Source organism: Streptomyces sp. ATCC 21386, assembly GCF_018728545.1.
Taxonomy (GTDB): domain Bacteria; phylum Actinomycetota; class Actinomycetes; order Streptomycetales; family Streptomycetaceae; genus Streptomyces.
Genome location: NZ_JAAVVL010000001.1, coordinates 2,447,946 through 2,468,682 on the forward strand (window position 1 = coordinate 2,447,946; position 20,737 = coordinate 2,468,682).

The 20,737-nt window shown below is 71.4% G+C and carries 19 protein-coding genes; 4 read left to right on the forward strand and 15 right to left on the reverse strand.

All coding sequences use genetic code 11. The features are described from left to right. Window positions 1-6: 6 nt before the first annotated feature. From GWK25_RS43345 to GWK25_RS10745, 5 genes are all read right to left on the reverse strand, one after another. Complete coding sequence (locus GWK25_RS43345; RefSeq protein WP_251828813.1) at window positions 7-1,074, reverse strand: hypothetical protein; 1,068 nt, start codon at window positions 1,072-1,074, stop codon at window positions 7-9. Continuing rightward, window positions 1,071-3,059 carry a hypothetical protein gene (locus GWK25_RS10730; protein ID WP_215449574.1) on the reverse strand — a complete coding sequence of 663 codons (1,989 nt, stop codon included), beginning with the start codon at window positions 3,057-3,059 and terminating at the stop codon, window positions 1,071-1,073. Before GWK25_RS10730 ends, GWK25_RS43345 begins: the two co-directional genes overlap by 4 nt. After that, window positions 3,056-3,793, reverse strand: a complete 738-nt coding sequence (locus GWK25_RS10735) for a toll/interleukin-1 receptor domain-containing protein (RefSeq protein ID WP_215449575.1) — start codon at window positions 3,791-3,793, stop codon at window positions 3,056-3,058. Before GWK25_RS10735 ends, GWK25_RS10730 begins: the two co-directional genes overlap by 4 nt. Beyond that, on the reverse strand, window positions 3,790-5,109 hold the full coding sequence (locus tag GWK25_RS10740; protein ID WP_215457315.1) for a helix-turn-helix transcriptional regulator: 1,320 nt from the start codon (window positions 5,107-5,109) through the stop codon (window positions 3,790-3,792). The genes GWK25_RS10735 and GWK25_RS10740 overlap by 4 nt, the downstream gene beginning before the upstream one ends. A gap of 953 nt (window positions 5,110-6,062) precedes the next feature. Further along, a complete protein-coding gene (locus GWK25_RS10745) occupies window positions 6,063-6,617 on the reverse strand; it encodes a DUF4396 domain-containing protein (RefSeq protein WP_215449576.1) in 555 nt (184 codons plus the stop codon). Between the two features lie 227 nt (window positions 6,618-6,844). Here GWK25_RS10745 and GWK25_RS10750 point away from each other — a divergent pair, with 227 nt between their 5' ends. Continuing rightward, window positions 6,845-7,564: a DUF5134 domain-containing protein gene (locus GWK25_RS10750; RefSeq protein ID WP_215449577.1), complete on the forward strand. Its 720-nt coding sequence runs from the start codon at window positions 6,845-6,847 to the stop codon at window positions 7,562-7,564. 73 nt (window positions 7,565-7,637) lie between these two features. On the opposite strand, the gene GWK25_RS10755 is transcribed toward GWK25_RS10750, so the two are convergent. The 9 genes from GWK25_RS10755 to GWK25_RS10795 form a co-directional block, all read right to left on the reverse strand. Continuing rightward, on the reverse strand, window positions 7,638-8,549 hold the full coding sequence (locus tag GWK25_RS10755) for a M56 family metallopeptidase (RefSeq protein ID WP_215449578.1): 912 nt from the start codon (window positions 8,547-8,549) through the stop codon (window positions 7,638-7,640). Beyond that, complete coding sequence (locus GWK25_RS10760; RefSeq protein ID WP_045562083.1) at window positions 8,546-8,914, reverse strand: BlaI/MecI/CopY family transcriptional regulator; 369 nt, start codon at window positions 8,912-8,914, stop codon at window positions 8,546-8,548. Before GWK25_RS10760 ends, GWK25_RS10755 begins: the two co-directional genes overlap by 4 nt. Window positions 8,915-9,033: 119 nt before the next feature. Then, window positions 9,034-9,705, reverse strand: coding sequence for a DUF305 domain-containing protein (locus GWK25_RS10765; RefSeq protein ID WP_215449579.1), 672 nt, complete (start codon window positions 9,703-9,705; stop codon window positions 9,034-9,036). Window positions 9,706-9,799: 94 nt separating this feature from the next. After that, on the reverse strand, window positions 9,800-10,222 hold the full coding sequence (locus tag GWK25_RS10770) for a DUF6153 family protein (protein WP_215449580.1): 423 nt from the start codon (window positions 10,220-10,222) through the stop codon (window positions 9,800-9,802). A 173-nt stretch (window positions 10,223-10,395) separates the two neighbouring features. Beyond that, complete coding sequence (locus GWK25_RS10775) at window positions 10,396-10,857, reverse strand: hypothetical protein (RefSeq protein WP_215457970.1); 462 nt, start codon at window positions 10,855-10,857, stop codon at window positions 10,396-10,398. After that, the gene (locus GWK25_RS10780) at window positions 10,841-11,341 is read right to left on the reverse strand and encodes an RNA polymerase sigma factor (protein WP_215449581.1); all 501 of its coding nucleotides are present in this window, start codon (window positions 11,339-11,341) and stop codon (window positions 10,841-10,843) included. The genes GWK25_RS10775 and GWK25_RS10780 overlap by 17 nt, the downstream gene beginning before the upstream one ends. 79 nt (window positions 11,342-11,420) lie before the next feature. Continuing rightward, window positions 11,421-12,050, reverse strand: a complete 630-nt coding sequence (locus tag GWK25_RS10785; RefSeq protein WP_215449582.1) for a class F sortase — start codon at window positions 12,048-12,050, stop codon at window positions 11,421-11,423. Continuing rightward, window positions 12,047-12,427 (reverse strand): Tat pathway signal sequence domain protein, encoded by a 381-nt coding sequence (locus GWK25_RS10790; RefSeq protein WP_215449583.1) that lies wholly within the window; start codon window positions 12,425-12,427, stop codon window positions 12,047-12,049. The genes GWK25_RS10785 and GWK25_RS10790 overlap by 4 nt, the downstream gene beginning before the upstream one ends. Window positions 12,428-12,640: 213 nt before the next feature. Continuing rightward, window positions 12,641-13,324, reverse strand: a complete 684-nt coding sequence (locus tag GWK25_RS10795; protein WP_215449584.1) for a hypothetical protein — start codon at window positions 13,322-13,324, stop codon at window positions 12,641-12,643. A 218-nt stretch (window positions 13,325-13,542) separates the two neighbouring features. Here GWK25_RS10795 and GWK25_RS10800 point away from each other — a divergent pair, with 218 nt between their 5' ends. After that, window positions 13,543-14,799: a sensor histidine kinase gene (locus GWK25_RS10800; protein ID WP_215449585.1), complete on the forward strand. Its 1,257-nt coding sequence runs from the start codon at window positions 13,543-13,545 to the stop codon at window positions 14,797-14,799. Further along, entirely contained in the window at window positions 14,796-15,398 is a 603-nt protein-coding gene (locus GWK25_RS10805; RefSeq protein ID WP_215449586.1) for a DNA-binding response regulator, read from the forward strand. The genes GWK25_RS10800 and GWK25_RS10805 overlap by 4 nt, the downstream gene beginning before the upstream one ends. A gap of 77 nt (window positions 15,399-15,475) precedes the next feature. Here the strand turns inward: GWK25_RS10805 and GWK25_RS10810 are convergent, their stop codons facing one another. Continuing rightward, on the reverse strand, window positions 15,476-19,744 hold the full coding sequence (locus GWK25_RS10810; RefSeq protein WP_308404480.1) for a bifunctional nitrate reductase/sulfite reductase flavoprotein subunit alpha: 4,269 nt from the start codon (window positions 19,742-19,744) through the stop codon (window positions 15,476-15,478). 475 nt (window positions 19,745-20,219) lie between these two features. On the opposite strand from GWK25_RS10810, the gene GWK25_RS10815 reads away from it, so the two are divergent. Beyond that, on the forward strand, window positions 20,220-20,609 hold the full coding sequence (locus tag GWK25_RS10815) for a cell division protein SepF (protein ID WP_184903789.1): 390 nt from the start codon (window positions 20,220-20,222) through the stop codon (window positions 20,607-20,609). The last annotated feature ends 128 nt before the right edge of the window (window positions 20,610-20,737 follow it).

Consider the following 20,737-nt stretch of genomic DNA (forward strand, 5'->3'; position numbering starts at 1 on the left):
CTTCTCCTAGGCGAGGGGGGAGCCGGAGGCGGGTGCCTCGTTGTCGTCCGGGGCGAGGGACGTCGGCGGATCGAAGTGGTGCTGGATCTCCTCGGCGGTCTCGTGGCGGTTCTGCTCCTTGATGAGGCCGGCGATCTGCGCGGCGAGCATCGGGCGGCGTACGTCACCGTCGGTGAAACCGATGCTGTCCAGGAAGTCGGAGAGATGCCTCGTGGCCGTCTCCCGCCCCCGCGGCGCTGACGGAGGCTCCTCCCTGGGAAAGTCCGACGTCGTCGGCTCGTCGGCCTGTTGAGAGATCAGATCCCGAAGCCGTTCGGGAATGTCGGTGTCATTGGCTGCTGAAGTCAGCTGCGCGAGCAGGGCCAGGTCGTTCACGGTACGTTCCACGTGTTCGTCGTTCTTGGTGAGCCACCAGACCACGGCGCTGCCGGTGTCTTTGAGGACGTCCTCGCCCAAGTACCGGCGCCTGCTCTGCTCGTACTTGCGCTGGTGCACCCAGACTTCCTCGTCCTTGCGTACGTCGGCGAGCTTGTCGAGTCGCTCCTGGTCCTGCTGCCCCAGGACGAGCTGGATGTTCTCCGCCATCGCCTGGAGGTGCCCGGTGGGCTCAGGCAGCATCCGGCTCAGAGCGCCGGACAGTTCCTGCTCGACGAGTGAGGCCCGGACCGGTTCTCGTTGCTCGGTGATGGCGCGGGCCCGATTCAGGACCGCGTCGACGGCGAGACCCGCCGGGTTGAGAACGGGAGTATTCGCGGGAGCGTCGACGAGGTACCAGCGCACCGTCGCGGAAAAGATGAAGTCGTAGTCGGCCCACTTGCTGGGCAGGACGACCTGGCTGACACGGTGTTCCGTGCGTTCCACGGGGGCGGCCGTGAGCTGCTCCTCGAAAGTCACCGGTACTGTGCCGCGGCGCATCGCGGCGATGCGGAAGACAGCTGCGGGGACGACGAGCAGCAGCACTGCCAGCAGTGGCCAGACCCATGCGGGCCACCGCTGCGTCAGACCGACGATGCTCAGCAGGAGACCGCTCAGAACGGTGAGGAAGACGGTCGTGGTTTTCCGTGCGGTGGTCATGGTCGAGTCCCCCCGGGTGAGGTCGTCGGCGGTGGGGCCGGAGCGATGCCTTGAGCCGCGCTGATCTTGCGGAGCAACAGACCGGTGGTCTCCGCGGCTCGCGCCGCATCCCCCGGGCCGGTGCGCTCGGCGTCGCGGGCGCACGCGTACAGCAGAGCGAAGACCTTGCCCCGATTCCCCGTGCACCGCTGTGCCGCGCTGACGAGGAGGTCGAGCAGGAGCCCGCGGTGCGGTCCGGCTTCGGCGGCTGCCCAGTGGAGCCAACGTCGTGCCTCGGCCTGCCACTGCGGAGGCGGCAGCTCGGCCAGTACCGCGTGCCAACAGGTTGTCAGGGAGCCCTGCACGCCCTGTTCGTCGACCAGCGTGTGCGAGGTGCCGGTGCGGTACGTCAACAGTTCGGGGTCGCTGGCCTGAAGGAAGATCCCGAGATTGGCGGGTGACAGGTCGGAACGGGCGAGACGGTCGAGCAGCACGCGGTGCAGCCGGCGGCTGCGCGCCACCAGCTCGCACAGCGCCTGCCGGGCACGCGTCGTGCCGCGCTCACGCCGGGCCAGGTGGTAGAGCCTGACCAGGGCTTGATCGGGATGACTGGTTGCGAGGACGTCGGCACAGACGCGGACCAGCACCTGCGCCAGCTCCCCCTTCAGGTGCCGTTTGGCACACCACTGGTAGATCTGCTCGCGGAAGTCCCTGGCGTGCGAGGGGTCCGCCAACCCGCAGGTGAGCGCATGAACGGCCGCTTCCAGGCGAGGACGACTCGTCCCACCGGTGCTCCAGCCTTCGATGAGGGTCCCCAGCCCGTCCGCACGTCCGGTCCGCAAATATTCACCGGCCACTCGTTCTACCAGTCCGTCGCGCACGACGGGGACGACGTGCGGGTCGTTCAGCTCCACCACGCTCGCGGCCCAGGTGCCGAGGTGAGGGCGGAGATCGGGCATGTGATCCCAAAAATGGGCACGAAGAGCGGAGTCGAAGTCCAGCCTTTCGAACCGGACCTGTCCGTTGGGGGTGGCAGTGGCCGAGATCTCCAGGAGCCGCTCGGCGAGGTCCCGGTGCTGCAGCGGCGAGTCGCCCTCCGACGGAGGCCCGAGCGCGCTCAGCAGTTGCTCGGCCGCGCGGTGAACGACATCGGCGTGCGCCCCGTGCAGCATGGACACCGCGATCAGCAGGGCCCGTTGCGGCGCCTCCCGCAGCTTGGTGACGAGCGCGGCAGCTTCCCGTCGGCCATCGTTTCGCGCCCGCCAGGCCGCCTCGCACCACTGGCCGAATCCATCCTCGGGCTGACCGGCCTCGCGTGCTCGGCGCACCAGGTCGGCGAATTCTGCGATCTCCCGCATCGGCCTGTTCGCCGTCAGGAACCCGGAGACGTTGCCATCCGACCGGAGATATTGCTCAGGCGGCACACCGTGCAGGCGCAGATGCCGCCGGAGAACGCCGATTCCGGGTGGCCGTTCGAGCACCACGCGGCAGTACTGCAAGTCCGGATCGAGAATGCCGAGGGACGGCATGATCACGACCAGATGAGCACGTTGCTCGTGCACGGCCTTGCGCAGGGCCGGGAGGTCGGTCTGGGCCGCGGCCCAGCGGCGGTCGTCCGCGGCGGACAGGTCCAGCAGCAACTGATCACCGGTCCCGACCAGAGCAGGGTCCTGGAGGGACAGTTCCCCCTCTTCACCGGGCAGGAGTTCGTGGAAGACCCCGCTGTCCCGGTGGTGTTCGTGCAGCAGTACACGGGCCGCAGCCGATCGTCCGATGCCCGGGACGCCGTCCAGGATGACGGTGCCGGTGTCGGCGAGTACGGCACGAGCCTCACCCATACGCGGCGGAGCGACCAGTACGTGGCGCAGTCGGCGAAGTTGGTCCTCGGCGACGCGGCGGAACGCCGGCTTGTCCGAGTCCTGGAGTTGCGTTCCGATGTAGACGTCGCCAGGGCCCGTGACCGTGACTCCCGAGCCCCGGATCCAGGTGCCGGTGTACCCGCTCACCGGTCCTGGCCCTCGTGACCGTCCCGTTCACCGAACCGGTGCTGCACGGCACCGTGGTGGTCGCCCTCGGAGTACGTCATCCCGTCACCGCCCGAGACATGACGTGACTGCGAGTAGATGTTGCCGTTCCCGGTGTGAACAGGACCGTAGGCGCCCTTGACGACCGTGCCGACGTCACCGGTGAAGTCACGGCTCTGTACGGCTGTGCCGTTAACGGTCTCGATGGAATTGGTCACGCTGCCCGGCGCGGGGGCCCTCCTCTCGGCTCCGGGCCGGTCGTCAAGGCCGGGGATCAGGTCGGCCATCAGGTCACCGATGCGCGCGACGCACACCTCGGTGTCACCGGAGTCGAACGCGATGGACTGGAGATCGGCGAGCCGCTGCAACGCGGACGGCAGGTCAGCCTTGCTCAGCCGGCCGGTTTTGCGTCCGTCCAACACGGGAACCACCGGAACCTCACAAGTGAAAGCCTCTACGATTTCCTTGCGCACCCAGTCCTCGGGGTCTTCCAGCCGGGTACGGAAGTTCGTCCAGTCCGGTCCGATGACGGCAAGGAGTACGGAGCTGCGCCGTACCGCGGCAAGTAGCCGTTCGGGCCAGCATTCACCGGGGACGATGGATTGTGACGCGTGGAACGCGTGTCCCGGGCCGAAGCGGTGCGACAGCCCTTGACGCAGTAGGGCCGCGGTCTTCTCTCCGTCTCCGGTGCGGTAGTTGATGAATATCTCGCTCATGACGGTGACTCCTCAAGAGGGGTGGTCGGGCGGGACAAGGTGCCGAGCCGCGGTGACAGCCGGCGTACCGATGGATGGTCCGGGTAGCGGCCCAACACCCGGACGAGCCGTCGGAGATCGGTCGTGACGGTCGCCGAGCGCACCGCCGTCACGCCGTCGAGCAGTGGCTCCGTCAGCGCGCAGGCGTGGTCGATCTCGCCGGCGCAGGCATAGGCGAGCGCGCGCCGTACGCCGTACCGGACCTGCGTACGCACCGCGTCGGGGCGGACCAGAGTGAGCTGCCGATCCAGTTCCTCGCCCGCTTCGCGCGGTCGCCCGAGATCGACGAGGCACCAGCCGGTGACCATGCCGACCGAATCGGGAAGATGCATGGAGCCGATCACCGGACTGTCAGCACCTTCGGCCAAGTCGTTCCGGCGGGCGAGCAGAGTACGAGCCCGGTCCAGGGCACGTAGACAGGCGCCGACATCACCGGCGAGGGCGTGACCCTGTGCTTCGCGCTGTGCGGCGAGACCGCGGATCCGTGACGGCAGCACGCCGCTCTGCGCCCGGCGGGCCAGCGCGATGGTCTGCTCGGCGTCCTCCCGGTACAGCGTGACCAACGCCCTGCGGACCAGCGCATAACCGGCCAGTGCCTGATCACCGCCGGCGGCAGCCAGGTCGACAGCACGCTGTGTCCACCACAGCGCCGCACGCTCGTCCCCGGTCTCCTGCACCAGCCAGCCCACGTACTCGGCGTACCGGGAACCGAGTGCCAGCAGCCGACTCCTGGTGGTGCTGTCGCTCTGCGCCGACAGCTCCCTCAGCGTATGTGTCTGCGCGATCAGCACGGGTAGAAGCAGGCCGGGTTCCACGGTCTGACCGAGTCTGCGGTAGTGCGTGAACAGGGAGCCTGAGGCTTCCAGCATGCCGGCGCCGGCGGCGGGGGAAGCCGGACCTGACCCGTCCGACCTCCAGGTCATCAGCGAGGCGACACCGGCATTTATCACCTCACGCCGACCCACGGGCCCGAACAAGTTCGGGCCGTCCGGTGACAACTGCATCATCCAGTTCTCCTCCTCGACCCGGCCTGGCGCCGACACGGCAGGTGAGTCGACAGCGGTAGGGGTGCCCAGGGCGATCAGTGCCCCGTCGGCACCGAGCGCCGCGTCGCACAGCCGCGCGAGATCACGGCTGGGCGCCTTGATGCCCCGCTCGACTTTGCTGAGCTGCGCCTTGCTGTAGTGCACGAGACCGGACAGGTCCGTCAGGCTCAGTCCGGCCTGCAGACGCCGCTTCCTCAGTTCCTCGCCGAACGATGTGGACGGATGTGGCACGGGAACCTCCCGAACCCGGTCGTCCGGGCCGAGGCGGTACTGCACGGAAGAGTGCGGCACCAACTCCCGGACGAACAAGGCGATCGAAGCTGTTTCCCGTTTCCTTCTCCGGCAATGGGGCGAGGCAAGCTCGTGCGGGACAGTCCGTTCGACACCATGGATCCGCACGATGACCCGAAGGAAAGCCAACGTGGCTTTCGGCGCGCGTTCGCCCACACGTCCAGGCCCGAGGCACAGCCGACGAGCCGCTCCGCCGACGGACGCTGGCTTCGTGCCCGAACGCACCGCCGCCCGCCCTGCTATGGGGACGTCCTGCTGGTCGTCGACCGTGACGCTCGTTTGACGCTCCAGGTACCTACACGCAGGACCGCGAGCTGAGAAACTGGGTTGGACCTGGTCTTTCTATGGCCTACTCAGGCCGACATCTTTCCGATGACGCATCACGTGGAGTGCGTGGCGATCCTGGAACCGGTAGCCAAGGGTGCCTGACCTGGGGTTTTGCGTGCGCTCGTGGCGGCTGGCACCGGCGTGGCCACGAGGGCAGGCGTGCCAAGACTCGTCGCCCGACGTTGATGCGTCCGGGCGGTACCGGGCTGATCCTGAGTGCGTCGGCCGGTTCGCGTCGGCGAGCACCCGGGCATGGCCCCGCACATCTGCGGCTCGTCGCGGTCGGTCCGGGCCCGCTACGCCGCCGGCGCCCTTCCTCCGGTCAGGCCGTAGCCGGTTGTGCAGGCGGTGAGTGGTCTCCGACCGGGTCCGTCCTCAGGCATGGCGAGCAGACCATCGCGTCGTGGGCGGTGCAGGCGGCCGAGAAACGGTCGTGCGACGCCTGCGACCCCTGGCCTCGCACGGCACCGGGCCCCGAGGCGTTCCCGCTCCGGCGCGCCGGTGATCCGGATCTCCGGGGCCATGGGATTCGGGCGGCTGAAGGTCCGTCATGCCTGGCGTCGAGTTCAGTGGTAGGCGTGTACGACTGCGTGGCCCTTGCCCCGGCCGATCATCCACTTGTTGACCGGCGTGGTGATGAGGAAGGCGACCCCGAAGCCGCCGAGGAGGGCTGACCAGAACAGCGCGTCGTCCAGGTGGGCGTCCATCGCGCCCGGCGTGAGGGCGATGATGGCGTTGTCGACCAGTTCCATCACGGCGATCGAGACGGTGTCGGCGGCCAGGGCCACCTTGACCGCGCTCTTGAGGTCCAGGCCGGCCCGCCGCACCGCGAACAGGGTGAAGGAGTAGCCGAAGAGGAACGCGAGCGTGATGGCCAGGGCCATGGTCGGCACGTTGCCCCACCTCAGGGCCGTGCCGATGATCATGCCCAGGATCTCGCCGATGGCGCAGCCGGTGAGGCAGTGCAGGGTGGCCTTCGCCGCCGTCGCCCAGGGGGCTCCTCCGTGCCCTCCGTGCCCTCCGTGGCCTTCGTGGCTCACCTGGCTTCCGTGCGGGTCGGCGTGCCCGGTGTGGTCGTGGGTGGTGCCGTCGTGGCCGGTCCTGTGGTCCGTGTGGTCCATGACCATTTCCTCCCTCTCCGTCCATGGTGGCCCGTGGGCGGGCTCGTGGCCAGAATATACCCCTGGGGGGTATACGGCCAGGGGGGTGCGCCTGGGTGCCTAGGGCGCCCCTGGAGGCGGTTCGGTTCGCCCGTCTGAGTCGGATGGGCGGTCGCTACGTACTAAGCGGGTACGTAGTGGTCGACGATCGGTGAGCCGGAATTCCGGCCCCGTGAAGGGGTGGCGACGTGGCTGGACACCTTCTTGGCTGGACGCTGGTGGCGCTGGGAGCCGGGGCGGCCGTCGGGAACCTCGTGCGGTTGGCGCTGGTCAGAGGCTGGGTCCGGTACGAGGCAGGGGCCGAGGTGGTCATGGGTGTGGGGATGGCCGTCATGGCGGCGCCTCCGACCGCGAGCCTCTACGGCACGTACGGCGTGTGGTGGGCGGCTCTGTTCGGGCTGCTCTGTCTCGGGGGTGTGGCCCTGTCCGTACGGCATGCCGTGCGCGGCGGTGTGCGGCAGCTGCGGCACGGCGCCCATCTCGTGATCGGCAGTGCCGCCATGGTGGTGATGACCCTGGCCATGCCCGGCGCCGCCTCGGGACCGACGCTGGCCCTGGCCGGCTCCTCCGGGCACGGCCATGGGGGCGCTGCCGGCACGGAGGGCATGAGCGGGATGGAGGGCATGGGAGCCCATGGCGTCACCGAGGCTGCCGCCGCGTCCGGCTCCGCCATGGTGTGGCGCGTGGCCTTCTGGGTCCTGGCCGCCTACTTCCTGGGCTCCGTTGCGCTGGCCGTACGCGCCCGGCTGCGGGAGCCGGGTGGATCGTCCGCCGGGTCGGCCGCCCGTGCCCGCCACCGTCGGGCGTCTCGCACCCCGGACATGCTGTCCGTCCCGAACGCCCGCCTGGCCGGTCACATCGGCATGGGCGGCTCGATGGCGACGATGCTGCTGATGATGACGGTGTGAGCCGAACGAGTCCCTGCGCGTTGGGGAGTTGAGCCCCGCGAGGGCGTGCGACGACGGGGCGGCCGTGTCCGCGTCACGCGGCGCCCAGCGGGCAGGCGACGAGGAGCGGCAGCAGCGGGACGGTCGCGGTCACTGCGGCCACGGAACCCCAGAACGCGCGGTGCGCGGGACGGCGCGGGCCGAGCACCCGCCGGATCCGGATCAGGACCGCCGGGCCGCCCGCCGCGAAAGCGGCCTTCGGGGTCCGGGCCGCCGCCATCTCGTACATCGCGCTCGCCAGGGCCCCGTCGGAGTGGGCGCGCAGGGCGTGGTCGTCGGCGACCATCTCCAGCAGGAGTGCCGTCTGTGCGCGGGCGTGGCGGGCCAGGGGGAGCCGGGGGAAGAGCGAGTGGAACGCCTCCGCGGCGGCGATCACCAGATGGTGGCGGCCCGCGATGTGGGCCCGTTCGTGCGCCAGGACCGCCGCCAGTTGTTCGGGGCTCAGCTCCCGTACGGCCGCGTCGCTGATCACGATCCGGGGCCGGTGGCCCGGCAGACAGTAGGCGGCGGGCACGCCGTACGGCAGGACGGTGGCTCCCAGCCGCTCGGAGCGGCGGCCGACCAGATCCACCGCCTCCCGGTGCCGGTCCCGCGTGCGCCGGGCTCGTACGACATGGAAGGCGAAGGCGCCGGTGAGTGCCGTTCCGAGCGTCGTGGGAACGGCGACGGCGAGGCGGCCCGCGGTGTCGTGGGCGTGTCCGCTCGCGCCCAGGTCGAGTCCGCAGGAGTGCAGCAGCCCCAGGAGCCCCTGGTGCGTGTGCTCGGTGGGCATCAGCAGGTGGTACGCGGTCAGCGCGATCCCGAGGACGAAGGACAGCGTCAGCGTGTGCCAGACCAGCAGGGCCAGGGCCGGCGCCCGGTGGGGCCACACGGCACGCAGGACCAGGGGAGGCGCGACCAAGCCCACCGTCGCCGTGTAGGCGAGCAGGAGTGGAGCCGCGTTCACGGTTTCGCCTGCCGTCCCACCGCGCGCAGCGCCTTGCGCAGGGCGGCCTGCTCCTCCTCCGTCATGTTCTCCACGAAGTGGACCAGCGCGGCCGGCCGGTCCTTGCTCGCGTCGAGACCGTCCTCCATCAGCGCGGCGGCGTACGCCTCACGGCTGCGCACGGGGGTGTACAGCCAGGCGCGGCCCTGCTTGCCCCGCAGCAACCAGCCCTTGTTGTAGAGGATGTTGGTGACCGTCATGACCGTGGTGTAGGCGAGCGGACGGGTCTTGTTGAGATCGTCGACGACCTCGCGCACCGTCGCCGGACGGTTCCACGTCCAGAGGCGGTCCATGATCTCCGCTTCCAGTTCCCCCAGCCGTCTCATGGCCCCTACTCCTTCCGGCTGTTGACGCGAACGCGCGTGGGCGCGTACGCAGGGGCATAGTAGATGGCCTCCCCGCGGGAGGACCGGCGCGGGCCGTCGTCGGCCCGCGCCGGGGGTACTCAGAGTCGGTCGAGGATGTCGCCCAGCTGCTCGACCTCGGCGGTCTGGCCCTTCACGATGTCATCCGCCATCTTCACGGCGGCATCGTTCTTGCCGTTCTTCCGCTCGTCCTCGGCCATGGTGATGGCCCCGTTGTGGTGCTGGATCATCATCTCGGCGAACATCTTGTCGAACTCGCTGCCCTTCATACCCTTGAGCTGCCGCATGTCCGCGTCGGACATCATGCCGTCGCCGCCGCTGCCGTGGTCCATGCCGGGCATGGACTCGACGGCCGTCGGCTTGTCCCAGGACCGCAGCCACTCCTTCATCGCCTTGATCTCGGGGTCCTGAGCCTTCTCGATCTGCTCGGCGATGCCCTTGAGCTCTGTGTCGGAGGCCCGGCCGTCGGCGAGTTCGGCCATGTCCAGGGCCTGCTCGTGGTGCGGGATCATCATCTGCGCGAAGGCGACGTCCGCGTCGTTGAAGTCGCCGGATCCGGTGTCGGACGACCCGGTGCCGGACGAGCCGGAGTCGCCGGACGCGGACGGGGAGCTCTTGCCGCTGCCGTGGTCCATGCCGTCCATGTCGTCACCGCATGCGGTGAGGAGCAGGGCGCCGACGGCGACGATGCCGACGGTGGCGGAGGCGCGGCGAAGGCGCGTCCGGCGAGGGGTGCGCGTGAAGGCAGTCATGGTCGATTCACCTCGTGGTGTGCGTTCTTGGCTGTGCGTGGGCAGGCGGAGCCGCGGGGCCGCGCAGTGCGCGCGCCCTCGTGGGCGGTTCGGCCTACAGCCGCAGAACTGACAGACGGGTGAGATCGGGCCCGCGCGGCGGCGGGCGGGGTCGCGCGATCGCGGAGACCTGGGTGAGAAATGCCGACCACTCCTCATGACGGCGGGCGAACGCCGACTTGAGGAGGGCGGTGAGAACCCATGCGCCGAGCAGGATCGCCACGCAGAGGGACCGCATGTCCATGGCCGTGGCCGGTTTGTGCGAGGACGACGGCCCTGGACCCCGCGCCGTCGACGACGGTTCCGGACCCGGCGCCGCCGTGTGTGTCGCAGTGGCGTGGGAGGCGGCACCCATGGAGTGCGCCGACTCGCCGGGGTGCCCTGTGCTGTGCATCGCGAAGACGCTGAAGGCGAGGACGGCGACGAGCAGCAGAAGGCCGAGGGGGCCACCCGCGCGTACGCGTCGACTCAGCTTCATGCGGGCTCCGTCACCGACCGTCTGGATCTGCTGTCGCGACCGTACCCAAGGAACGATCGTCGCGCCGGGCGATGGGGCGTTTTCTACTGTTCTACTAAGAGGTTTCGTGGTGTAGATCACCTGGCGGCGACATCTGGCGGCGACATCTGGCGACGGCGTCGCCGCGTGGGGGGTCAGGGCCCGTCCGACGTGTTGTCCTGGGCCGAGGGGCGGGTGGCCTCGGCCGGGGTCGCCGACGGGGTGGTGCTGTCGGTGGCGGTCCTGCTGGGCGGGGCCGAAGGGGCCGGGCTCGCGGGGCCGTCGCTGGGCGATCCGGTGTCGGGCGTGCGGGACGGCGGCGGTGTCGCTGTCGGTGACGGGGAGGTGCTGGTCGTGGGGGGCGGGGCCAGGGGGACCGAAGGGCCCGCCGGGGCCTTGTCGGCGCCGAGCCGCAGCGGGAGGGCGATCAGGGTGACGACCGCGCAGGCCGCGGCGGCACCGGCCGCGGCCCGGGCCAGCCGGCGGCGGGCGGCGGTGCGGCGGATCGCCTCGTAACGGCCGGGCGGTGGGCCGAGTCGGTCGGCCGGGGGACGCAGGATGACGGTGAGCGGGTCGTCGGGCTCGAAGTCCGGGCCCTCGTCAGGGCGTGTGATCAAGGCTTCTCCTCAGGTGGGCGCGGAGCAGTTCGCGGGCCGCGTGGAGGTCGGCCTTGACGGTTCCTTCCTTGCGTCCGGTCAGCTCGGACACCTCCCGGATCGGCATGTCAGCGTAGTAGTGCAGCAGGATCGGTACGCGCAGCCGTTCCGGCAGCGAGCGCACGAGCAGCCGTACCGAGGGGTCGGACTGTTCGGCCTCGTCGTAGAGCGGGCGCACCGCGGCTTCGGCGCCGGCCCGGTGCAGCGCCTTGCGTTCGCGTTCGAGTTTGCGCCAGTGGTCCCGTACGAGGTTGGCCGCGGTGACGTAGAGGAAGCCGTGCGGTTCCGCCACGGACGTCCAGCGGGCCCAGAGCCGGGTGAACGCCTCCGAGGCGATCTCGTGGGCCGTCTCGTCGTCGTCGACCAGCCGACGGCACCAGCCGGCGAGACGCGGGTAGAGGGCGGCGAACAACTCGGACGCGGCCTTCTCACGGGACCGTTTCAACGCTCTCCATGGTCGTGATGGTGCGACAAGGGGAAGGGGAGGCAGGGAAGGAGGGGGGAGGGGGCCGGCGGGGTGTGGGTCACCGCGCCGTGGGGTTCAGCGTCGCGAAGACGATCACGTTGTCCCGGTACTCCTCGCCCGTGCGCGGGCCGCCGCAGGTGATGAGGCGCAGCGCGGGGCGGTTCACGTTGCCGTAGACGTCGTTCGCGGGGAAGTCGGCCTTGGCGACCGTGCGTACGGAGTCGACGGTGAACTCCGCTGTCGTGCCGTTCTCCAGGCGCGCCTCGATCCGCTCGCCCCGCCGCAGCCGGGCGAGCCGGCGGAAGACGCCGTCGCCGTAGGGGCCGACCGTGACATGGCCGAGGATCACCGACGGGCCGGTCTGGCCCGGCGTCGGCGAGTGCCGGTACCAGCCCGCCCTGTCGTGCTCCGTGACCGGCGGCACTTCCACCGTGCCGTCCGGGGCCAGCCCCAGGCGGATGACCGGGGTGTCGACCTCGATGGCCGGGATCAGCAGCCGCACCGGGACCGAGCGGGCCAGGGGGCGTGCCGTGCCGGATGTCGTCGACGGGGAGGGCGAGGGCCGATGTGGGGGCGCGCCGCCCTCGGGAGGCCTGGTCGCGGCGTGGTCGGCGCGGCCACCCCCGCAGCTCACCGACAGCGCGGCGGCCGCCGCCACGGCGAAGGCGCGCCTGGAGAACGGAGTCACGCCTCGTTCGCCCGCTTGCGGCGTACGAGGACCACGGCCGCGCCGCCGCCGAGGAGCAGCGCGGTGGCACCGGTGCCCGCCAGCACGGCCGTGCCGCTGGTCCCCTGTGACTCCGGTGCCGTACCGGTGTCGGGGGCTCCGCTCGGGACGACAGAGACCTGGCTCGGCACCGGGCTCGCGTCCCTGTCGTCCGTGGCCTCGGAGGGCGTGGCGTCCGAGGGGTGGTCCGTGGCGGGGGCGGACGGGGCCGGGGTCGACGCCTTGGAGGCCTCCTGCGGTACGGCGGTCGGGCTCGTGTCGTCGGCGATGGCGGGCAGCGCGGTCGCCAGCACGGCGGTGACGGCGAGTGCCGTGGCACTGAGGACGGTTCGGCGCATGGGTCGCTCTCTCTCGTCTGGTTCGGGTCTGTCGAACGGTTACGCGGGCCACCGCGCGGCCGGTTGCCCGGGTGCGGTGGCGTCACGTACCGAGCGGAGAGACGAGACAGCGGCGGGATGCGTTGTAAAGAGATGGCAAAGTCGTCTCTGGGGGCGGTGGGGGTGGGGGGTGTTGGGAGAGCTGGGGTGCTGACGCGTTGGGGGGCGTACGCGTCACGCGAGGAACACCAGCTCCACGGCGACCACCACATCCACGACCGCGCACCATTCGGCGAAGGTGGGGGCCACGACGCCCCGGAGCCGACGCATCCTCAGGTGGGCGAAGTCCCATACGCCGTGGCAGAACCAGCCGGCCGCGATCAGATACCGGCCCAGGTCCGCGTCCAGCACCAGCCCGGTCACGGCCAGCGCCCCGAACACGACCGCCCCGGCGGCCTGGAGCCCGAAGACGGCTCGTCCGTGCGGAGTTCCCCCGGTCGTGCCCTCGGCCACGCTCCCGACCGGGCCCCGGCTCGACGCCCGGGACCGGATCGCGCTTCGGACCGCGCCCCAGAGGAGTACCGCGAGCGCTGTGCCCACCATGACGCCCGCCGGTGAGACGAGGTCGAGGGCCTGGAGGGCGACCGCGCACGACGCGCCCACCGCGAGTACCGGCCAGGTCGCCCGGGGCCTGCCGATCTGGTGGACGACCACATACAGCAGGGGGAGCAGCGGCAGGAGCTCGGCATGGGCGTCGATGGTCGCGGCGGACTCGGCCGGGCCCGGCGGATCGGCGGACGCGCCCAGGACCAGGCCCGGGACCGTCAGCGCGAGAGCGAGCATCGTGGGCCAGCGGCGCGACAGTGCCCGGACCGGGCTCCGTCCCGCGGAGGCGGGTGTGGACGGCATGGCGGACATGGCTGTTCTCCCGAGGAGTGAGGAGGAGGGAACGGCCCGGGTGGGCGTACAGCCGTAAGACTGCTGGTGGAGAGAGGGCGTCAGTAGTGCCGTACGCGCACGTCCCCGTGTGGCGGTGTCACGTCCCCGCGTGACATCTGTCATGCGAAGTCGGCTCGGTGACTCGGCCGCTTGTCGAACGGCCTGGCCCCGGGATCCGTCGCTGCGACAATGGCCGGATGCGTGAGGGGGCGAGCGAGCACGGGGCGGGGCTGACGAGTTTTCGGCGATTCACCTGGTGGACCGTGCCGGGGACCAGTGTGTGCCTCCTGCTGGCGTTCTACGGCGAATGGCTTCTGGACCCGGAGGTGCCCGCCCGGGTCCGCGTCCCCGTCGCCGTGGCCCTCGTCGTCGACGCGGTGGCGAGCGCGGTGCTGCTGGGCGGTCGGCTGACACCGGGGGCCGCCGTCGACGGCGCACGTCCCGTACCGCCGCCGAGGGCCTGGACGGCGGTCGCGGTCGCCGCCACCGTCGTGCTCGCGGTGCTGCCCCTGGCCCGGCGCGACTATGAGCTGTGGGCGGTCGCGCCGGCCGTGACCGTCGCCGTCTGCGCCGCCCATCTCGGCTCGCGGCACCGCCGGACGCTGATCGTCGGCGCGGTGCTGCTCGCCGCGCTGCCCGGCGGTGCCGTCAGTCTGGCCGCGGGGGACGGCCGGTTCGCGCACGCCGCGCTCTTCCCGGCCGGTCTCGTCGCCTTCACCGTGTGGATGGTGCTGGGCCCGCTGTGGGCGTGGCACATCGCCGGACGACTGGACCGGGCACGACGGCTGGAGGCCGAGTCGGCCGTCAAGGACGAACGGCTGCGGTTCGCCGCCGAACTGCACGACATCCAGGGCCACCACCTCCAAGTCATCGCGCTGAAGAGCGAGTTGGCCGCCCGGCTGGTGGACCGCGACCCGGTCAGGGCCGCCGCCGAGATGCGCGAGGTACGGCAGTTGGCGGCGGACGCCCTGCGGGACACCCGGGCCGTTGTGCGCGGCTACCGCCGTACGACCCTCGACGACGAGATCGCCAACGCCGGCAAGGTGCTGGCCGCCGCCGGCATCGACACCCGCACAGCCCTGGAACCGGCATCCCTCGCGGCCGACTTGACCGACACCGGCCGGCACCTCCTCGGGCTGGTGATGCGGGAGGCCACCACCAACGTGCTGCGCCACAGCCGGGCCCGCCACGCCGAGGTCGACTGCCGCGCTGTCGACGGCCGGGCCCGGCTGCGAGTGACCAACGACGGCGCCGACGCGCCTGCCGCCGACCCGGACGGTACGGGGCTCACCGCGCTCGACGAGCGACTGCGGGCGGCGGAGGGCGAATTGACGTGGCGCCGCGACGGCGACCGCTTCGAGGTGACGGCCTCGCTGCCGCTCGCTCCCGGGGACGCGCGGAGCGAGCCGCGCCCACGGCATCCGCACGACCGTACGAAGGGAGCGGCACGATGATCCGGCTGCTCATCGCCGACGACGAGGACCTCCTCCGGAGCGCCCTGGGCGCCCTGCTGGCGCTGGAGGACGATCTGACGGTCGTCGCCGAGGCGTCCACGTCCACCGAGGCGGTGCGGCTGGCGCGCGAACACCGTCCGGACATCGCGGTGCTCGACCTGGAGATGCCGCCGACGGACGGGCTGCGTGCCGCCGAGGAGATCGGGGCCGAACTGCCCACCCGCGTCGTGCTGATGACCCGGCACGCCCGTCCGGCGGTGCTGCGCCGGGCGCTCCTGGCCGGGGTGCGCGGCTTCGTGACCAAGACCACCCCGGCCGCCCGGCTGGCGGAGATCATCCGTGATGTCGCCGCCGGGCGCCGCTACGTCGACCCCGACATCGCCGCGTCCGCCCTCACCGAGGACGACTGCCCCCTCAGCGAGCGCGAACTGCAGGTGCTGCGTGCGGCCCGCACCGGCGCCTCGGTCGCCGAGATCGCCGAAGAGGTCCACCTGGCCCAGGGCACGGTCCGCAACTACCTCTCGGCCGCGATGTCCAAGCTGGGTGCCCCCACCCGGCACGCGGCGGCGCACCACGCGTGGCAGCAGGGCTGGATCTGAGCGGAGGGCAGGCGCGTGTCACCCGGGCGGCGCGACCGGTCGGGCCCCGCTCGGCGGACGGGCCGGGGTGGCACCGCTCAGTACACGTCCCGCACGTACCGCTTCTCCGTGTTCAGCTGCTTCACGTACGCGGCCGCCTCGTCCTCGGTCATCCCGCCGTGGGTGATCGCGATGTCCCGCAGGGCCCGGTCGACGTCCTTCGCCATCCGGGAGGCGTCGCCGCACACGTAGAAGCGGGCGCCGTCCTGGAGCCAGTGCCACAGCTCGGGGCCGTGCTCGCGCATCCGGTCCTGGACGTAGACCTTGGCGCGCTGGTCGCGCGAGAAGGCGGTGTCCAACCTGCTGAGCACGCCTGACTCCTGAAGCACCGTCAGCTCCTCCTGGTAGTAGAAGTCCGTCGCCCGGTGCTGCTCGCCGAAGAACAGCCAGTTGGGCGCGCGGTGGCCGAGGGCCCGCCGTTCCTGGAGGAAGCCGATGAAGGGCGCGACGCCGGTGCCGGGGCCCACCATGATCATGGGGGTCACCGGATCGGCGGGCGGCCGGAAGTGCGGGGAGCGCTGGACGTGGACCGGCACCTCCAGGTCCGTCTCGCCGTCCGCGAGGAAGGGCGAGCAGACCCCGCCGCGCGGGCGCCCGTGCAGATTCTCGTACCGCACGACCGACACCGTCAGCGAGATGTGGTGCGGGTCGACGAGCGGGCTCGACGAGATCGAGTACAGACGGGGCTGGAGCTTCTTGAAGACACCGGCCCACTCCTGGGCGGAGGCGCGTACGGCGAACTCGGCGACCACGTCGACGGCCTGCCGCCCCCAGGACCACTGCGCCAGCCCGTCCTTGTTGTCCGGACGCATGAGCTTCTTCAACTCCCGGTTGTCCCGCGTCCGTTCGGAGACGAAGCGGAGCAGGTCCGAGGTGATCCGGGTGATGTCGAGATGCCGGTGCAGCGCCTGGTCGAACGGCACCTCGCCGACCCCGTCGACGCTCACGGGAGCCGAGCCGTCCAGACCGGTCACGGCCAGCCATTCGGCGACCAGGCCGAGGGAGTTGACCGGCCGCACCCCGAGCGCGTCGCCCGCCTCGTACGACAGTCCCGTCCCGCTGGTGTCGAAGGTGAAACGGCGCACCTCCTTGCCCGCTCCGGGCAGGCTCAGCAGCCGGTTGCCGACCAGCCGGGCGGTGGCGGGCGCGGGCCTCGCGGAGCGGGGGGCGGGCGTGGACGTGGGTGCGGTGACCCGGGGAGGGGCGATGGTGACGGAGCCCTGGGGCGTCGTTCCCGCGGCCGTGGGTCCGCCCGCCGTGGGGCCCTCGCCCCCGTCCGTCCCCTTGCCGAGCGCGGTGATGACCTGGCCCAGCCAGGCGTCCGCCGACGGCTCGTAGTCCGGCTCGCAGTCCGTGCGCGGGGCCAGCCGCACGCCGCCCAACTCGCCGAGCCGGGCGTCAAGGCGACGACCGTGCCCGCAGAAGTCGTCGTACGAGGAGTCCCCGAAGGCCAGCACGGCGTAGCGCACGCCGTCCAGGCGGGGGGCCTCCTGCCGGGACAGCGCGTCCCAGAAGCCGGAACCGTTGTCGGGTGCGTCGCCGTCCCCGAAGGTGCTGGTGATCAGCAACAGGTCGGCGCCGAGGGGCAGTCGGTCCGGCGCGGCCTCGTCCATCCCGACGAGCGTCGCCCGGTGCCCTGCCGCCCCCAGATGTTCGGCGGCCGCCGTCGCGAACTCCTCGGCCGTCCCGGTCTGCGAGGCCCACAGCACGACGACCTCGCGTCCGGCCGGTGCGACGGAGGCGGGCTCCGCGCTCGGCGCCGCCGACCGCGAGTACATCCCCGCGAGCACCCCGTTCACCCACACCGCGTGCTCGGGCGCGAACGGCGCGTCCGCCGGCAGCACGGGCACCCCCTGCACCCCGGACCCGAGTCCGGCGAGGAACCCGGTGAGGTACTGCCGCTCCTGGGCGGAGAGGACGGGCGGCGGCGAGGGTTCGAGACCGAACGGGTTGGCACCGAGGGCGACCTGGGTCGGCACGGTGACCGACGCCGGCACGGGGAGCGGGGGCGTCGCCGGTACGAGGGGTGTCCCCGTGGCCGTCGTCGACGTGCCGGTCGGTTCGCTCCCGGCCGGCGCCGCGACCCTCGCGGGCGCGGCCACCTTCGCCAGGGACACCGCGCACACCTTCAACTCCGGCTGGAACGACAGCGGGTCCACCGCGTCGCTCGTCACCGCGTTGATGCTCAGGTACTCCCCGAAGAGGTCGTTCCAGTGGAACGGCGCGAACACGCACCCGGGCATCACCCGGTCGGAGACCACCGCCGGCAGGACGGCCCGCCCCCGCCGCGAGGCGACCTCCACCGAGTCCCCGTCCGCGACGCCCAGTTCACGCGCGTCCTGCGGATGCACCTCCACGAACGGCCCCGGGTTCAGCCTGTTGAGCTTGGCGACCCTGCCGGTCTTCGTCAGCGTGTGCCACTGGTGCTGCAGCCGACCGGTGTTGAGCACGAACGGATAGTCGTCGTCCGGCATCTCGGCGGGCGGCAGGTGCGGACGTGCGTGGAACACGGCCCGGCCACTGGCCGTGGGGAAGAGCAACCCCCGGCCGGTCGCGCCCTCGCCGCCCGCCGCGCCGTCCCCGTCGTCGTCAGCGCTCGCGTCCCCGTTCGCCACCACGTAGCGAATCGGGTTGCGCGCCGGCCCGTCCTCCGAAGCCGCGGGCCACTGCACGGACCCCGACCGCAGCCGGTCGTACGTCACGCCGCGCAGGTCCCAGCCGGTCTTCGGGTTCCACGCCCGCTTGATCTCCTCGAAGACCTGCTCGGCGCTGTCGTACGAGAAGCCCTTCTCGAAGCCCATCTCCCGGGCGACGGCCGCGATGAGGCGCCAGTCGGCCGTCGCCTCGCCCGGCGGGTCGGCGGCGGGGGCGGCGAGCGTGAGGTTGCGCTCGCTGTTGATGAGGACGCCCTCGGACTCGGTCCACAGGGCGGCCGGCAGGACGACATCGGCGTAGGCGTTGGTCTCGGTGTCCGCGAAGACGTCCTGGGCGATGACGAACTCCGCGGCCTCCAGTCCCTCGATCACGGTCTTGCGGTTGGCCACGGAGGCGACCGGGTTGGTGCAGATGATCCAGCAGGCCTTGATCTCCCCGTCGGCCATCTTCTGGAACATCTCCACGGTGCCCTTGCCGACCCCGTCCTTGCGCAGGCTGTCCGGCGCCAGCTCCCACAGCTCCTCGACGAACGCCCGCTCCTCGTCCACGAGCACGGACCGCTGACCCGGCAGCCCCGGCCCCATGTAGCCCATCTCGCGCCCGCCCATCGCGTTGGGCTGGCCGGTGAGCGAGAACGGGCCGCTGCCCGGCCGGCAGATCGCACCGGTCGCCAGGTGCAGATTGACGAGCGCGTTGGTGTTCCAGGTGCCGTGCGTGGACTGGTTGAGCCCCATGGTCCAGCAGCTCGTCCACTCGGCGGCCTCGCCGATCAGCCGGGCGGCCTCGCGGATGTCGTCCGCCGCGATGCCCGTGATGTCGGCGACGGCGTCCGGCGCGTAGTCGGCGAGGAACTCGGGCATCGCCTCCCAGCCCTCGGTGTGGGCGGCGATGAAGCCGGCGTCGGTGTGCCCGTTCGCGTGCAGCTGGTGCAGCAGGCCGTTGAGGAGGGCGAGGTCCGTGCCCGGACGTATCTGCAGGAACAGATCGGCCTTCTCGACGGTCGCCGTGCGGCGCGGATCGACGACGATCAGTTTCGCGCCCGCCTTGACCCGGTCCATCATCCGCAGGAACAGGATCGGGTGGCAGTCCGCCATGTTCGAGCCGATGACGAGGAAGACGTCCGCCCGGTCCAGGTCCTCGTAGGAGCCGGGCGGGCCGTCGGCGCCCAGCGACAGCTTGTAGCCGGTGCCGGCGCTCGCCATGCACAGCCGGGAGTTGGACTCGATCTGGTTGGTCCGGATGAAGCCCTTGGCCAGCTTGTTCGCCAGGTACTGGGCCTCCAGGCTCATCTGGCCGGAGACGTAGAAGGCGAACGCGTCGGGCCCGTGCTCGTCGATGATCGCGCGCAGCCGCCGGGCGGTCCCGGCGATCGCGTCGGAGACGGGCGCGGGGGCCGGTTCGTCGCCCCGGTCGTCCCGCACGAGGGCGGTGGTGAGGCGGCCCGGCGCGGCGAGCATGTCCGCGGTGGTCGCGCCCTTGGTGCAGAGGCGGCCGAAGTTCGCCGGGTGGGACTTGTCGCCGGACGCCTTCAGCACCGTGCGCCGGCCGTCGGGCCCCATCCCGACGTCCAGGAGCATGCCGCAGCCGACACCGCAGTACGAGCACACGGTCCGCACCTGGGTCGTGGTGCTCTGCGGGCCCTGTGCGGCCACGGGCAGCCCCTCTCTGTCGGCGTCCGGGGTGTCCGGTCGTTCGTCCGTTCGGTCGGTCATCCGGTCAGGCATCCGGTCAGGCATCCGGTCGGTCCACCGGGCGCTGTCGGTGCGGCGGCCGGCGCTTTCCTGCGTGACGGCCGCTCGTCGTCCGGTACGGCTGCCGTTCGCCGTCCGGCACGATGGCGGGTCGCCGTCTGGTACGGCTGCCGGTCGGCTGCCGCTCAGTCGCCGGATCGCCGCCGGCAGGCTCGATCGTACGAATTGCCCGTTACGCCTGTGTCACATGATCCGATCATGAGGCGTTACGCCCGCCACACACGGCCGAGGGAGGGGTTGTGAGGGCTGGTTCCGGCCGTCGGCCGGGACGGAGGAGTCGCGGACCGTGTCGCTGTTGGGCCGAACGGGTGACCATGCGTAAGAATTGGCTGATGCAGTCATTCAGTGCGAGCCAGGGGGAAGGCCGGTGAACAGGGTGAACAGCCACGATGTCACCGACGAACAGTGGGAGGGGCTCGCCCAGGTCGTGCCGCTGCGGGGCCGGGACGCCTGGCCGTCCGCGGTCGGCCATCGGACCATACCGGAAGCCGAGACGGAGGCCCGACGCCGCTTCGTGGTGCTGCGCGTCAACGTCTTCGCGGACGCCCGCGAGGTGGCGGAGACGCTGATGGCGGGCGTTCCGGTTCTGTTGGACCTGTCGGGCGCCGAGAGCGACACCGCCAAGCGTGTGCTGGATTTCAGCACGGGCGTCGTCTTCGGTCTGGCTTCGGGGATGCACCGGGTCGACCGGAACGTGTTCCTTCTCACGCCTCCGGGAACCGAGGTGCGGGGGCTGATGGAGGGTGCCGGGATCCCGGGGGTGTGACGCGCGCGGCGGCTGCGCGGCGGGTGCGCCTGAGCGCGCGGCGTCGGGGCTCGGGATGGGCGGCCTGTGGTTCGCGGCGTGTGGTTCATGGCGTGTGGTTCATGGCGTGTGGTTCATGGCGTGTGGTT

Bases quoted from the DNA above. Each gene is read 5' to 3' on its own strand.
- GWK25_RS10790 (WP_215449583.1), bottom strand. From the start codon at position 12,427: ATGCGCCGAACCGTCCTCAGTGCCACGGCACTCGCCGTCACCGCCGTG.
- GWK25_RS43345 (WP_251828813.1), bottom strand. From the start codon at position 1,074: ATGACCACCGCACGGAAAACCACGACCGTCTTCCTCACCGTTCTGAGC.
- GWK25_RS10760 (WP_045562083.1), bottom strand. From the start codon at position 8,914: ATGAGACGGCTGGGGGAACTGGAAGCGGAGATCATGGACCGCCTCTGG.
- GWK25_RS10805 (WP_215449586.1), top strand. From the start codon at position 14,796: ATGATCCGGCTGCTCATCGCCGACGACGAGGACCTCCTCCGGAGCGCC.
- GWK25_RS10770 (WP_215449580.1), bottom strand. From the start codon at position 10,222: ATGAAGCTGAGTCGACGCGTACGCGCGGGTGGCCCCCTCGGCCTTCTG.
- GWK25_RS10795 (WP_215449584.1), bottom strand. From the start codon at position 13,324: ATGTCCGCCATGCCGTCCACACCCGCCTCCGCGGGACGGAGCCCGGTC.
- GWK25_RS10735 (WP_215449575.1), bottom strand. From the start codon at position 3,793: ATGAGCGAGATATTCATCAACTACCGCACCGGAGACGGAGAGAAGACC.
- GWK25_RS10800 (WP_215449585.1), top strand. From the start codon at position 13,543: ATGCGTGAGGGGGCGAGCGAGCACGGGGCGGGGCTGACGAGTTTTCGG.
- GWK25_RS10745 (WP_215449576.1), bottom strand. From the start codon at position 6,617: ATGGACCACACGGACCACAGGACCGGCCACGACGGCACCACCCACGAC.
- GWK25_RS10765 (WP_215449579.1), bottom strand. From the start codon at position 9,705: ATGACTGCCTTCACGCGCACCCCTCGCCGGACGCGCCTTCGCCGCGCC.